The sequence below is a fragment of the Pseudomonas sp. 5Vm1k genome (assembly GCF_056161485.1).
In genome coordinates, this window is the sequence record NZ_JBSPCZ010000031.1 from 36,166 (window position 1) to 50,620 (window position 14,455).

Below are 14,455 nucleotides of genomic sequence, written 5' to 3' on the forward strand. Positions count from 1 at the left end.
CGACAGTAAACAGTGGCTTTTTTGTTGCCTGGTTTGTCTCCAAACGTCATCCACAGCGTCTTAAATGCTCTAATCGCCCGACGCAACCTACAGAAGAATCGTTTTCGCCCATGGATATCAAACAGCTCTGGCTCAATGCCCAAGACCTTTGGGGCGCCCTCGACCAACACCCGCTCCTGCATTCCAGCCTGGCGCTGATCCTGCTATTAGTCGTGGCGCTGGTCCTCGGACGAGTGGCGCGCTACCTGATCCTGCACGCCACCAAGATGCTCGGCCGCCAACCGGCGCTGCACTGGGTCAATGATTTACGGCACAACAAAGTCTTTCATCGGCTGGCGCAGATGACGCCTTCGCTGGTGATCCAGTTCGGCCTTTACCTGGTACCGGAACTGAGTAAAACCAGCCGGATCTTCCTCGGAAACGTCGCGCTGTCATTCACCATTCTGTTCCTGCTGCTGGCGGCCAGCGCCCTGCTCAGCGCCCTGCTGGACATCTACGCCCGCACCGAACACGCTCGCACTCGCTCGATCAAGGGCTACGTGCAACTGACGAAAATGGTCTTGTACGTGCTCGGTGCGATCATCATCGTCGCCACGTTGATCGATCGTTCGCCACTGTTGCTGCTATCCGGCCTGGGCGCCATGTCGGCGGTGATTCTGTTGGTCTACAAGGACACCCTGCTGTCGTTCGTCGCCAGCGTGCAACTGACCAGCAACGACATGCTGCGGGTCGGCGACTGGATCGAGATGCCGCAAGTCGGCGCCGATGGTGACGTGGTGGACATCACGTTGCACACGGTCAAGGTGCAAAATTTCGACAAGACGATCGTCTCGATCCCGACCTGGCGCCTGATGTCCGAGTCGTTCAAGAACTGGCGCGGCATGCAGCAGTCCGGTGGGCGGCGGATCAAGCGCAGCTTGTTTATCGATGCCAGTGGCGTGCGATTCATCCGCGATGATGAAGAACTGAAACTGTCCCAAGTGCACCTGCTGACCGACTATATCGGCCGCAAGCAGGCCGAACTCAAAGCCTGGAACGAAGCCCAGGGCAACGTCGCGGCGATGTCGGCCAACCGCCGGCGCATGACCAACATCGGCACCTTCCGCGCCTATGCACTGGCGTACCTGAAGAGCCACCCCGAGATTCAGCCGAACATGACCTGCATGGTCCGCCAGATGCAGACCACCGCCCAGGGCATCCCGCTGGAAATCTACTGCTTCACCCGCACCACCGCGTGGGCGGATTACGAGCGGATCCAGGGCGATATCTTCGATTACCTGCTGGCGGTGCTGCCGGAGTTTGGCTTGAGCCTGTATCAGCAGCCGAGTGGCGGGGATCTGCGGTCCGGGTTGCTGCCGGCGGTGTTGGGCGCGAGCCACATTCCCGAGCCGGAAAAACACGTCATGTAACCCCACGGATTCCCTGTGGGAGCGGGCTTGCTCGCGAATGCAGTGTGTCATTCAACACTAACGTCGACTGACACGGCCTATTCGCGAGCAAGCCCGCTCCCACAAGGGTTTAGTGTACGACTGCCGTTCGGCGTACGCCCAACCGGCTAATCCACACCGCCAACAAAATCACCGAACCGCCTAGGAACAACCGCCCCAGTTCCTCATGCTGATTCCAGATCAGCAAATTGATCAACAACCCCACCGGCACATGCAGGTTGTTCATCACCGCCAGCGTCCCGCCATTCACCAGGCATGCGCCTTTGTTCCACCAATACAACCCCAGCGCCGTCGAGACCAGGCCGAGGAATACCAGCACGCCCCACTGCAAGGGCGCTTCGGGCAGGAAGTTCTGTTTACCGAACAGCAGAAACGCCGGCAACGCCACCGCCAGTGCGCCGAGGTAGAAGTAGCCGAAGCGCCGGTAATGCGGCAGATCACTCGGGTGACGCGCCACCAGATGCTTATAAAGTACTTGCCCGGCGGCGTAGGTGAAGTTGGCCAGTTGCAGCAACAGAAAGCCCATGAAGAAGTCCGGGTTGATCCGGTCGTAGCGAATCACCGCCGCGCCCGCCACTGCCACCAATGCCGCGACCAAGGCCCACGGATTGAAGCGCCGGTTCAGCGCATCCTCGATCAGCGTGACGTGCAACGGTGTGAGGATGGTGAACAGCAAGACTTCCGGCACCGTCAGCACTCGGAAGCTCAGGTACAGGCAGACGTAAGTCACGCCGAACTGCAACGCGCCGATCAGCAACATGCCGCGCATGAATGCGGGCTCGACCGAACGCCAGCGCGTCAGCGGAATGAACACCAGCCCGGCCAGCAGCACACGCACCAGCACCGCGAAGTAACTGTCGACATGCCCGGCCAGGTATTCGCCGATCAAGCTGAAGGAAAACGCCTGGATCAGCGTGACAAAAAGTAGATAGCCCATGCTCGCCTCGTTTTGAATGGCGGCGACGATAGCGGGTTTTACGCTTCACTGCGAATCATCAGATAACACAAAAATCCCCTGTGGGAGCGGGCTTGCTCGCGAAAGCGGTGTGTCAGTCACCATAGATGTTGACTGACACGGCCTCTTCGCGAGCAAGCCCGCTCCCACAGGGTGATCGGTGTACATCCATCAAATCCCAGGCAAAAAAAAGCCCGATCTCGCTAAAGCGTTCAATCGGGCTACAGCACTCAGGAGCAACAAGTGCAAAGGGAGGTTCGATGCGCGTAAAGCCTTGAAGGGGTTGCGCCAGGTCACTTGAACATCGAGGGATTATCTGGCGATTAAAGCCTCAAGCCACTTGGGAAAGCTTGGCGTTGGCCTGGTTCAGACCCTTCTCCTGGAAGTCGCCACCCAGGTTCATGCCTTCGGCGTGAATGAAGGTCACGTCGTGGATGCCGATGAAGGCCATCACCTGACGCAGGTACGGTTCCTGGTGATCCGCCGGGCCACCGGCGTAGATCCCGCCGCGAGCGGTCAGCACGTAAGCACGCTTGCCGCTGAGCAGGCCTTGCGGGCCGGTGTCGGTGTATTTGAAGGTCACGCCGGCACGCAATACGTGGTCGAGCCAGGCTTTGAGCGTGCTCGGGATCGCGAAGTTGTACATCGGTGCGGCCATGACCAACACGTCGGCAGCCAGCAGCTCATCGGTCAATTGGTTGGAGCGGTCCAGGGAAGCCTGTTCGATGTCGTTGCGTTGTTCGGCAGATTTCATCCAGCCGCCCAGCAAGTTGATGTCCAGGTGCGGCACCGGGTTCACAGCCAGGTCACGGACGGTGATCTGGTCGGCCGGGTGTGCAGTTTTCCATTGGCTGATAAAGGTCTGGGTCAACTGACGGGATACCGAGTCTTGCTGACGGGCGCTGCTTTCGATGATCAGAACGCGGGACATGGGATGTAGCCTCCATCTGAGAATGCTGTAAGTCGATGGAGTGGAGATTAAACAGAGTTATATCGATGAAAAAGCGCAAATAACTGCTATAAAGCATCGATAAATTTGTTTATAAGCTGAGCGATCGCTGTACCTGTAGGAGCGAGGCTTGTGTGGCGAGGGGGCTTGTCGGAATGCCGCATCACCCCGTTCGGCTGCGAAGCAGTCGCAAACCAGACACCGCGATTCTGACTAAAGATTGCAGTGACTGGTTTTAGGAACGCTTCGCGTCCCAACGGGGGCAAGCCCCCTCGCCACACTAGCCTCGCTCCTACAGGGTTTTATGTCATTTAGGCGTGCAGGTCAGGTCAATGCGCATCTTGATGATGGTCCGGGTGAACTTGGCGGTGGCATAGCTGTGTTTGCCGGCGGGCACATCGATCTTGCGCGTACGCGGTGCCTCCGGGCCATTGTTGAACACCACCTTGCAGGTCGCATCGGTGCTGCCGAAGTTGTTGACCTGAATGGAAGCGATGTCGTTATCGGTGTCAGTCGCGTTGTAGTCGATGCTCAGGCCATTCAGCGTTTTCTGGACATCAATCGGATAGGCAAAGGCAGTCAGCGGCAGCAGTGCCAACACCACACAACAGAATTTTTTCATTCGGCAGTCTCCAATAAGGACTGCCAGCTTAGGACAAGAGGAGCTCATCATGAAAGCGCCCCGCGTGACCCTTGATCAATGGCGAACGTTGCAGGCCGTGGTCGACCACGGCGGTTTCGCCCAGGCCGCCGAAGCGCTGCACCGCTCGCAATCGTCAGTCAGCTACACCGTGGCCCGCATGCAGGACCAGCTCGGCGTGCCGCTGCTGCGCATCGACGGCCGCAAAGCGGTACTGACCGAGGCCGGCGGCGTATTGCTGCGCCGCTCGCGGCAACTGGTCAAACAGGCCAGCCAACTGGAAGACCTGGCCCACCACATGGAGCAAGGCTGGGAAGCGGAAGTGCGGCTGGTGGTCGACGCCGCGTACCCGAGCGCCCGCCTCGTGCGCGCCTTGACCGCGTTCATGCCACAAAGTCGTGGCTGCCGGGTGCGGCTGCGCGAAGAAGTGTTGTCGGGTGTGGAAGAAGTCCTGCTCGAAGGCGTAGCGGACTTGGCGATCACCGGCCTGAGCATTCCCGGCTACCTGGGCGCGGAATTGAGCGATGTCGAATTTGTCGCCGTCGCCCACCCCGAACACCCGTTGCATCGCCTGAACCGCGAAATCAACTTCCAGGACCTGGAAACCCAGATGCAAGTGGTGATCCGCGACTCCGGCCGCCAACAGCCACGGGACGTCGGCTGGCTCGGTGCCGAACAGCGCTGGACTGTCGGCAGCCTGGCAACTGCGGCGACGTTTGTCAGCAGCGGCCTGGGTTTCGCCTGGTTGCCCCGGCACATGATCGAACGGGAATTGAAGGAAGGTACGCTCAAGCTGCTACCGTTGGACCAGGGCGGCAGTCGTAACCCGAGTTTCTATCTGTACTCGAACAAGGACAAACCCTTGGGCCCGGCGACGCAAATTCTCATCGAACTGCTGCGCACCTTCGACACCGCGCCGCTGGATGCGCCTTTCGCCGCCCCTGAACAAGCCTGACACGGAGTAACTGCATGGCCTATTTCGAACATGAAGGTTGCAACCTGCACTATGAAGAATATGGCCACGGCACTCCGCTGCTGCTGGTCCACGGGCTGGGCTCCAGCACCCTGGACTGGGAAATGCAGATCCCGGCGTTATCCACCCGCTACCGGGTGATCGTCCCGGATGTGCGCGGCCACGGCCGCTCGGACAAGCCTCGCGAGCGCTACAGCATCGCCGGATTCAGCGCCGACCTGATCGCCCTGATGGAACACCTGAACCTCGGTCCGACCCATTATGTGGGCCTTTCAATGGGCGGCATGATCGGTTTCCAACTGGCAACCGATCAGCCGCAATTGCTCAAGAGCCTGTGCATCGTCAACAGTGCGCCAGAAGTGAAACTGCGTAGCCGCGACGATTACTGGCAGTGGTTCAAGCGCTGGAGCCTGATGCGTGTGCTCAGCCTCGGCACCATCGGCAAGGCCCTGGGCGCCAAGCTGTTCCCCAAACCGGAACAGGCTGATTTGCGACAAAAAATGGCCGAGCGCTGGGCAAAAAACGACAAACATGCTTATCTCGCCAGCTTCGATGCCATCGTTGGCTGGGGGGTTCAGGAACGACTTTCGAAGGTCACCTGTCCAACCCTCATCGTCAGTGCCGACCGTGACTACACACCGGTAGCGCTGAAAGAAGCCTATGTAAAACTGCTGCCCGATGCGCGGCTGGTGGTGATCGCCGATTCGCGCCACGCCACCCCGCTGGATCAACCCGAACGCTTCAACCAAACCCTGCTCGAGTTTCTCACCGCAGTCGACACCACTACTCAGGATCACTGACCCATGCTGAAAAAAATCGCCCTCGTCGCCGGCTCCGTACTGTTTGCCGCCAACCTGATGGCCGCCACGCCCGCCAAGGCGCCGCATGTGCTGCTGGAAACCACCAATGGCCAGATCGAAATCGAACTGGACCCGGTCAAGGCGCCGATCAGTACCAAGAACTTTCTTGCGTACGTCGATAGCGGCTTCTACAACAACACGATTTTCCACCGTGTGATCCCTGGGTTCATGATCCAGGGCGGCGGCTTTACTCAACAAATGCAGCAAAAAGAAACCAAGGCACCGATCAAGAACGAGTCCAAGAACGGTTTGCATAACGTGCGTGGCACGTTGTCCATGGCGCGCACTTCCGATCCGGATTCGGCCACCAGCCAGTTCTTCGTCAACGTCAAAGACAACGATTTTCTCGACAGCGGTGACGGCTATGCCGTGTTCGGTAAAGTCGTCAAAGGCATGGACGTGGTTGACGTCATCGTCAACTCCCAGACCACCACCAAAAGCGGTATGAAAGATGTTCCTGCCGACCCTGTGTTCATCAAGTCGGCCAAGCGCATCGACTAAGCTGCACAGGAAGTGCTGAGCGGTCGCCGTTTTTTTACGGCGCCGCTCACCGTGTTTAAAGGAGAGCCCCAGCGCGGGCGGAGAACCAATGCTTTATCGCCGTTTTGAAAAACTGATCGACATCTTCCGCGACGCACCGACGGCGGCTCCGCCGGATCGGGTTCTCCCCTTCTATACCTATTATTTGAAGCAGGTCTGGCCGAGTTTCGCCGCCCTGCTGATTGTCGGCCTGTTCGCCTCCCTGATCGAAGTCGCGCTGTTCAATTACCTGAGTCGCATCATCGACCTGGCGCAGGGCACGCCAAACCCCAACTTCTTCCAGGACCACGCCCTCGAACTGACCTGGATGGTGGTGGTCACCCTGATCCTGCGCCCGATTTTTTTCGGCCTGCACGACCTGCTGGTGCACCAGACCCTGACACCCGGCATGACCAGCCTGATTCTCTGGCAGAACCACCGTTATGTGCTCAAACAGAGCCTGAATTTCTTCCAGAACGACTTCGCCGGGCGCATCGCCCAGCGCATCATGCAAACCGGCAACGCCCTGCGTGACTCCGCCGTACAAGCCGTTGATGCCCTGTGGCACGTGCTGATCTATGCCATCAGCGCATTGGTGCTGTTTGCCGAAGCCGACTGGCGCCTGATGATCCCGCTGGTGACCTGGATCGCTGGCTTTATCGGCGCACTTTATTACTTCGTGCCACGGGTCAAGGATCGCTCGGTGCAGTCTTCCGATGCGCGCTCCAAGCTCATGGGGCGGATCGTCGACGGCTACACCAACATCACCACCCTGAAGCTGTTCGCCCACACCAATTACGAACAGCAATACGCCAAGGAAGCGATCAAGGAGCAAACCGAAAAAGCCCAGATGGCCGGCCGTGTGGTTACCAGCATGGACGTGGCCATCACCAGCATGAACGGCCTGCTGATCGTGACCACCACTGGCCTGGCCCTGTGGCTGTGGACGCAGTCGCTGATCTCGGTGGGCGCGATTGCCCTGGCGACCGGCCTGGTGATCCGCATCGTCAACATGTCCGGCTGGATCATGTGGGTGGTCACCGGCATCTTCGAAAACATCGGCATGGTCCAGGACGGTTTGCGCACCATCGCCCAACCGGTCAGCGTCACGGATCGCGAGCAGGCCAAACCGCTGGCGGTGGCCCGTGGCGAGGTGCGTTTCGAGCACGTCGACTTCCACTATGGCAAGAAGAGCGGGATCATCGGCGGCCTCAACCTGACCATCAAACCCGGTGAGAAAATCGGCCTGATCGGCCCGTCCGGTGCCGGCAAATCGACCCTGGTCAACCTGCTGCTGCGCCTCTACGACGTGGAAGGCGGGCGCATCCTCATCGATGGCCAGAACATTGCCGAAGTCGGCCAGGAAAGCCTGCGCGAGCGCATCGGCATGATCACCCAGGACACGTCGCTGTTGCACCGTTCGATCCGCGACAATCTGCTTTACGGCCGGCCCGACGCCACCGACGCCGAACTCTGGGAAGCGGCGCACAAAGCCCGGGCCGACCAATTTATCCCATTGCTCTCGGACGCCGAAGGCCGCACCGGTTTCGACGCGCACGTCGGTGAGCGCGGGGTGAAACTTTCCGGTGGCCAACGTCAGCGGATCGCCATCGCCCGGGTGCTGCTCAAGGACGCGCCGATTCTGATCATGGACGAAGCCACGTCCGCGCTGGACTCGGAAGTCGAAGCAGCGATCCAGGAAAGCCTGGAAACCCTGATGCAGGGCAAAACCGTAATCGCCATCGCCCACCGGCTCTCGACCATCGCCCGGATGGACCGGTTGGTGGTGCTGGAAAACGGCAAGATCGCCGAAACCGGCAGCCACGCAGAACTGCTGGCCCATGGCGGGTTGTATGCGCGGTTGTGGGCGCACCAGACGGGTGGGTTTGTCGGCATCGATTGAACAAACTCGGCCCCTGTGGGAGCGGGCTTGCTCGCGAAGGCGGTGTGTCAGGCAACATTGATATCGACTGACACTCCCTCTTCGCGAGCAAGCCCGCTCCCACAGTTGGATCTGCGATACACCAGAAACCGCCACAGCCCTCTAACCACAGGGCCTGGCGGTTTTTTATGCCTGCTGGATTTTCGCCGGAACCCTGCTGTACTCAGCCAAGGTTCTGGAGATGAACCTGTCGTAAGTCTGCAGGAAGCACTACGCGATACAGTCTCGATAGGTCGCCTATCAAGGACGCTCTCATGTCTCTGTTCAAACGTTCAGTCACTGAGTTGTTAGGTACGTTCTGGCTGGTGTTGGGTGGGTGCGGCAGTGCAGTGTTGGCCGCGTCTTCGCCCTTGGGAATCGGGGTGTTAGGGGTCGCCCTGGCATTTGGTCTTACCGTGCTGACCATGGCGTTCGCCATTGGCCATATTTCTGGGTGTCACCTCAACCCCGCCGTGTCGGTAGGTTTGTTCGTCGGCGGGCGATTTCCTGCCAAAGAGTTACCGGCCTACATCATCGCCCAGGTGATTGGCGGGGTTATCGCGGCGGCATTGCTCTACTACATCGCCAGCGGCAAGGAAGGCTTCGATCTGTCGGCGGGGCTGGCCTCCAACGGTTATGGCGAGCACTCCCCCGGCAAATACTCGATGGCTGCAGGCTTTGTCTGTGAACTGGTGATGACCGCGATGTTCGTGCTGATCATCCTTGGCGCCACCGACAAACGCGCCCCGGCGGGACTGGCACCGATTGCCATCGGCCTGGCCCTGACGCTGATCCACCTGATCTCGATTCCCGTCACCAACACCTCGGTCAACCCGGCACGCAGTACGGGGCCGGCGCTGATGGTCGGCGGCTGGGCCATCGCGCAGTTGTGGATGTTCTGGGTGGCGCCGTTGCTGGGTGCGGTGGTTGGCGGGGTGACTTATCGTTGGCTGGGCAAGGAAGGCACCTGAGCGCTTGGACGAGGATTTGTCATGTCTCCGGGCATGGCAATCCTCGCTTCCTCGACATGTTTCATTAACTCGGCCTAACTACTAAGCGCGCGGCACTTTATCAATCAACTTTCACTCAACACACACAACTTGCAAAACCCTCACACAAACAGAAGCAAACATCACTTAGCCCTTATTTAAAACCATTGTTAATATCCCGCTCCCTTGAACCATTGGTTCAATCCATCAGATAAACAACCGGAAAATATTAATGATCAAAAAGATTTTGGCCTTCAGCGTATTGCTGAACATCGGGCTGTTTCAAGGTGCGGCCTTCGCTGATCCCATTGCTACCGCTATTGAGTCCGGCCCGCTGCATCATATGGCCATCGCGTTTCCCACAAAATGCCCGCCAGGATATGACGAGACTTTCTACCAACACATCTGCATCAAATGAAAGAATGTTTATATTCTTGCTACAGCTAAATACCCAACACACCCACGACCTAAAACAACTTCAATAAAGCCAGCAAACCTATAACTTTGAAACATCGCCCCCCCTATCAATAGAGGGGCGGTGCGTTTAAATGACGATCCAAGCAATTTCAGAGATGAATTAAAACGCATTTGATTGGCTCAAACCTGCCGATAAGGCAACGCCGTTCTCGCCTCTTCCGCATACGCCAAAACCCCAACTCGCTCCTGCTGCAAGAAGTCTTTGACCGCCGCTTTCAACCCCGGATGACGCAAGTAGTGCCAGGAATGAGTGATCACCGGCTCGAACCCACGAATCAACTTGTGCTCACCCTGGGCACCCGCGTCAAAACGCTGGAAACCGTTGGCGATGGCGTAATCCATGCCCTGATAGAAACACGTCTCGAAGTGCAAACGGTCGTACTCCGCCAGGCAGCCCCAGTAACGTCCATAAAAGCTGTCGCCGCCCACCAGGCTGAATGCCATTGCCACCGGCCGTGAGCCTTGCTTGGCCAGCACCACGCGAATAGATTCCGGCATGCGCTCGGCCAACAGGCTGAAGAATTCCCGCGTCAGGTACGGCGTTTGTCGACGCACCGCGTAGGTATTGGCGTAGCAGGCGTAGACGAAATCCCACTGCGCCTGGTTCAGTTGCGCCCCTTCAAGCCATTCAAACTCGATGCCCTGCCCCGCCACTTGCTCGCGCTCCTTGCGCATCTGCTTGCGCTTGCGCGAACTGAGCACATCAAGGAAGTCCTGGAAGTCCCGATAGCCGCGGTTTTGCCAGTGATACTGACAACCGATGCGCTGCAACCAGCCAGGTTGTTCGGCCAGCGCGGCGTCGGTGAACGGGTCGGTGAAATTGATGTGCGCGCTGGAAAGCTCTTCGATTTCCAGATAGCCCGGCAGGCTGTTCAGCAACTCAAAACCATCCTCCACGTTAGCCGCCAACAAGCGCGGGCCGCTGACCGGGCTGAACGGCACGGCAGTCAACAGCTTGGGGTAATACTCGATGCCCGCACGGGCGCAGGCGTCAGCCCAGCCGTGATCAAACACGTACTCGCCGTAGGAATGCCATTTGCGGTAACTGGGTAATGCCGCGATCAAACGATCGCCTTCGATGTGCAGCAGATGCTCGGGCTGCCAACCAGAATGCGGGCCGACGCTGCCACTGTCTTCCAGAGCGCTGAGGAAGGCATGGCGCAGAAACGGCTGACTTTCAGGTACCAGCGCGTCCCACGTATGTGGCGCGATTTCCGACAGACTTTCCAGACATTGCAGCGGCATCAGCATTCTCACAGTTCGTTGCGTAACAGCCTGGCGAGTATCGCCTATCGCCACATATTCCACACCCGTCATCCGCCGACAGTGCTCTGGAGCAATGGTTCACGAGCACTTTGTATCGTCATCGAGACGCCATCACTTTGCCACTGCACTGTCATAAACCATCGCGATACTGGCGCCTGTTTTTAGAGCGCCGGGTTCTACCCGGTCACTGTTTTCCGTCCGTCATCGGTCGGTTGTGTCCTGGATGGCTCAGTCATCCCTTTCATCTTCGGAGATTGATATGCGTCTTGCTTCCACGAAAACTGCGGCAGCCATATGTGGCGGCCTGCTGCTGGCCATGAGTGTTCCGGCCAGCGCTGCAGTCGACGCCAAACTGCTCGACATGCTCAAGGCAAACGGCTCGATTTCCCAGGCGCAATACGCCGAACTGCAAGCCGAACTGGCGCAGGATCAGAAGACCCAGCAAATCGCGCAACAGGCTCAGCAAGAGACCAACGAGCAGATCGCCGCGACCGCGAAGAAAACCAACGAGCTGAGCACCTTCGACCAGAAACTGGCGTGGGCCGCCAAGACCCAATTCAAGGGTGACGTGCGCTTCCGCGAAGAAACCGTGCACAACGATGGCGTGCCGAACAGCAAAGACCAGGACCGTCAGCGCATTCGTGCCCGCCTGGGTGCCTACAGCGAGATCAACCCGCAAGTCGACACCGGCATCCGTATCGCCACCGGCAGCAACGACGACGCGCGCTCCACCAACCAGGACTTGAACAACTACTTCGACAAGAAGTCGATCTGGCTGGACCAGGGCTACGTGGACTACCACCCGGATGCGATCAAGAACCTGCACATCGTTGGCGGCAAGATGCCGCAGCAATGGGTGAGCATGGGCGACATCATCTGGGATAGCGACATCAATCCGGAAGGTCTGGCACTGACCTACAAATACCCATTGGGCGCCAGCACCGAGCTGTTCGGTAGCGCCGGCCACTACACCCTCAAGGACAACGTCGACGGCGAAGGCGTGCAGTTCAAACACGACCTGCGTCTGTACACCGGTCAGTTGGGTGCGCGCTTCGCGATCACCGACAACCTGAAAATGACCCTGGGTGGCAGCCTCTACACCTACGACAACGACGACAGCAGCGCTTGCCCGACCACCGGCACCGTCACCGCGCCATGCGCACTGGCCGTCAACGGCAACAGCGCGAACGAGCGCTTTAAACTGTATGAAGGCTTTGGCCAGCTCGACATCGGCGGTCTGCCAATGCCGCTGTCGCTCTACGGTCAGTACGTCAACAACAAAGACGCCAGCAACGACCAGGACACTGGCTGGCTGGCGGGCGTCAAGACCAAGTTCTACGGGATCGCCGTGGACTACAACTACCGCGACGTACAACGTAACGCCGTGGTCGGCGCCTTCACCGACTCTGACTTCGCCAACGGTTTCACCGGTTCGCGCGGCAGCAAGTTGAAAGCCAGCTATGAAATCGACAAAAACTTCGCCATCGGCGCGACGTACTTCATGGCCAACTCCGACTACACCAACGCCAGCATCAACAAGCGCGATTCGGACATCAACACCCTGCAACTGGATGCCGAAGCCAAGTTCTGATACCCCGCAATACGACCCGGGCAAGGAAGCCCGGGCGCTTTTTTACAGCCTCGCGTTGGTCTATCGGTCCCCATCATCCGTCCGATAGACCAACGCGGGGCTGTTTTCATTCTCCAGTAACGCACCGTCCATTGTGGCGAGCGAGCTTGCTCGCGCTGGGGTGCGAAGCGGCCCCCTGCATTCCCTCTGACAGACCGCATTCGCTGGTTTTGCGACTGCTTCGCAGCCGAGCGGGAGCAAGCTCCCTCGCCACAAGTAATTCCCTAACCACAAAAACCCGGCACAAAAAAAGATCGCAGCCTGCGGCAGCGCCTACGCCGATCGGGTTCAACCTCACTATTGAGTTGAAACCCGATCGGCGTAGGCGCTGCCGCAGGCTGCGATCTTTTAGAGCGAACTCAGCGCTTACGCAGAATCACGCTACCAATCGAATACCCGGCACCAAACGAGCTGAGCACGGCCAACGAGCCGCTGGCCAGATCATCCTGGTTCTTGTGAAACGCAATCACCGAACCCGCGGAGCTGGTGTTGGCATAGGTGTCGAGAATTACCGGTGCTTCTTCTTCGGTGGCTTCACGACCCAGCAGTTTCTTGACGATCAAGTGGTTCATGCTGAGGTTGGCCTGGTGCAGCCAGAAGCGCTTCACGTCGCTGATGTTCAGCTTGTTCTCTTCAAGGTGCGTGGCGATCAGCTCGGCGACCATCGGGCATACGTCGCGGAATACCTTGCGGCCTTCCTGCACGAACAGTTTGTCCTTGGCACCGATGCCCTCTTCCGCCGCGCGGTTGAGGAAGCCGAAGTTGTTGCGGATGTTGTTGGAGAACTTGGTCAGCAGTTTGGTGCTGACGATGTCGAACTGGTATTTAGACGTCGCCTGGTCGGCACGTTCGATGATCACCGCAGTAGCGGCGTCGCCGAAGATGAAGTGGCTGTCACGGTCGCGAAAGTTCAGGTGACCGGTGCAGACTTCCGGGTTGACCATCAGGATCGCCCGGGCCTGGCCGAGTTGTACGCTGTTGGCGGCGGCCTGGATGCCGAAGGTCGCCGATGAGCACGCGACGTTCATGTCGAAACCAAAACCTTGAATGCCCAGGGCTTCCTGGACTTCGATGGCGATGGCCGGGTAGGCGCGTTGCAGGTTGGAACAGGCGACGATCACACCGTCGATGTCCGCGGCGGTCTTGCCCGCACGCTGCAAGGCTTGCTCGGCGGCACCGATGGCCATCTGGCACAGCACCGACCATTCGTCGTTGGAACGCTCGGGCAGGCGCGGCGCCATGCGTTGCGGGTCGAGGATGCCGTCCTTGTCCATGACAAAGCGGCTTTTGATGCCAGAGGCTTTTTCGATAAACGCCGCACTGGACTCGGTCAACGCTTCGATTTCACCGCGCGCGATGGCGTCGGCATTGTCGGCGTTGAATTGCGCGACGTAAGCGTTGAAAGACTGCACCAGCTCTTCGTTGGAGATGCTGTTGGCCGGGGTGTACAGGCCGGTGCCGCTGATGACGACGTTATGCATGGTCGTTTCTCTAATCTGTTCAGGCAGAAAGCGTTGGCACCGACGTACCAACACACAAAGGGTCTTTTCCCGTCCGGGGAATCAAACCTGGCATCGCTTTATTCCGATCCGCTACGCCTGCGAAGGCTCAAAACGGCGGAGCCGGCGTTTATAGGCGCGAAGTTTGCCATAAACGTTAGGTTTTGGCGCCTTTTGCTGGATCAAGCGACATAACGCAATACCCATGTAGATACCGTCTTGAATCTCACCGAGCAAGCGCAAATTCCGGGTCATATGGCTGGCCCGATTTGAGCACTGCGTAAACGTAGTGCAGCAGCTTGCGCATGGCGGCGCAGATGATCTGTTTG

At 58.7% G+C, this 14,455-nt stretch carries 13 protein-coding genes; 8 read left to right on the top strand and 5 right to left on the bottom strand.

The window, feature by feature from the left end:
• The first annotated feature begins 110 nt into the window (after nt 1–110).
• On the top strand, nt 111–1,409 hold the full coding sequence (locus tag ACWIKB_RS32380; protein WP_475271493.1) for a mechanosensitive ion channel family protein: 1,299 nt from the start codon (nt 111–113) through the stop codon (nt 1,407–1,409).
• 109 nt (nt 1,410–1,518) lie between these two features.
• Here the strand turns inward: ACWIKB_RS32380 and ACWIKB_RS32385 are convergent, their stop codons facing one another.
• From ACWIKB_RS32385 to ACWIKB_RS32395, 3 genes are all read right to left on the bottom strand, one after another.
• Complete coding sequence (locus ACWIKB_RS32385; RefSeq protein WP_475271494.1) at nt 1,519–2,385, bottom strand: carboxylate/amino acid/amine transporter; 867 nt, start codon at nt 2,383–2,385, stop codon at nt 1,519–1,521.
• A 349-nt stretch (nt 2,386–2,734) separates the two neighbouring features.
• On the bottom strand, nt 2,735–3,334 hold the full coding sequence (locus tag ACWIKB_RS32390; protein ID WP_475271495.1) for an FMN-dependent NADH-azoreductase: 600 nt from the start codon (nt 3,332–3,334) through the stop codon (nt 2,735–2,737).
• A 325-nt stretch (nt 3,335–3,659) separates the two neighbouring features.
• On the bottom strand, nt 3,660–3,974 hold the full coding sequence (locus ACWIKB_RS32395) for a 3-phosphoglycerate kinase (protein WP_475271496.1): 315 nt from the start codon (nt 3,972–3,974) through the stop codon (nt 3,660–3,662).
• Between the two features lie 49 nt (nt 3,975–4,023).
• Here ACWIKB_RS32395 and ACWIKB_RS32400 point away from each other — a divergent pair, with 49 nt between their 5' ends.
• The 6 genes from ACWIKB_RS32400 to ACWIKB_RS32425 all read left to right on the top strand — a co-directional run bounded on the left by ACWIKB_RS32400 (nt 4,024) and on the right by ACWIKB_RS32425 (nt 9,672).
• Entirely contained in the window at nt 4,024–4,947 is a 924-nt protein-coding gene (locus ACWIKB_RS32400; RefSeq protein WP_123410624.1) for a PA3225 family LysR-type transcriptional regulator, read from the top strand.
• Nucleotides 4,948–4,961: 14 nt separating this feature from the next.
• The gene (locus ACWIKB_RS32405) at nt 4,962–5,765 is read left to right on the top strand and encodes an alpha/beta fold hydrolase (RefSeq protein WP_475271497.1); all 804 of its coding nucleotides are present in this window, start codon (nt 4,962–4,964) and stop codon (nt 5,763–5,765) included.
• A gap of 3 nt (nt 5,766–5,768) precedes the next feature.
• The gene (locus ACWIKB_RS32410; RefSeq protein ID WP_475271498.1) at nt 5,769–6,326 is read left to right on the top strand and encodes a peptidylprolyl isomerase; all 558 of its coding nucleotides are present in this window, start codon (nt 5,769–5,771) and stop codon (nt 6,324–6,326) included.
• 88 nt (nt 6,327–6,414) lie between these two features.
• Complete coding sequence (locus tag ACWIKB_RS32415; protein WP_475271499.1) at nt 6,415–8,247, top strand: ABC transporter ATP-binding protein; 1,833 nt, start codon at nt 6,415–6,417, stop codon at nt 8,245–8,247.
• A 293-nt stretch (nt 8,248–8,540) separates the two neighbouring features.
• Nucleotides 8,541–9,236, top strand: a complete 696-nt coding sequence (aqpZ, locus tag ACWIKB_RS32420; RefSeq protein ID WP_475271500.1) for an aquaporin Z — start codon at nt 8,541–8,543, stop codon at nt 9,234–9,236.
• A gap of 250 nt (nt 9,237–9,486) precedes the next feature.
• Entirely contained in the window at nt 9,487–9,672 is a 186-nt protein-coding gene (locus ACWIKB_RS32425) for a hypothetical protein (protein WP_475271501.1), read from the top strand.
• 179 nt (nt 9,673–9,851) lie between these two features.
• On the opposite strand, the gene ACWIKB_RS32430 is transcribed toward ACWIKB_RS32425, so the two are convergent.
• Nucleotides 9,852–10,976 (bottom strand): GNAT family N-acetyltransferase, encoded by a 1,125-nt coding sequence (locus ACWIKB_RS32430; RefSeq protein WP_475271505.1) that lies wholly within the window; start codon nt 10,974–10,976, stop codon nt 9,852–9,854.
• A gap of 280 nt (nt 10,977–11,256) precedes the next feature.
• On the opposite strand from ACWIKB_RS32430, the gene ACWIKB_RS32435 reads away from it, so the two are divergent.
• Nucleotides 11,257–12,588 carry a putative porin gene (locus tag ACWIKB_RS32435; RefSeq protein WP_475271502.1) on the top strand — a complete coding sequence of 444 codons (1,332 nt, stop codon included), beginning with the start codon at nt 11,257–11,259 and terminating at the stop codon, nt 12,586–12,588.
• Between the two features lie 398 nt (nt 12,589–12,986).
• Here the strand turns inward: ACWIKB_RS32435 and ACWIKB_RS32440 are convergent, their stop codons facing one another.
• Nucleotides 12,987–14,108 (bottom strand): beta-ketoacyl-ACP synthase III, encoded by a 1,122-nt coding sequence (locus ACWIKB_RS32440; RefSeq protein WP_475271503.1) that lies wholly within the window; start codon nt 14,106–14,108, stop codon nt 12,987–12,989.
• Nucleotides 14,109–14,455 lie beyond the last annotated feature (347 nt).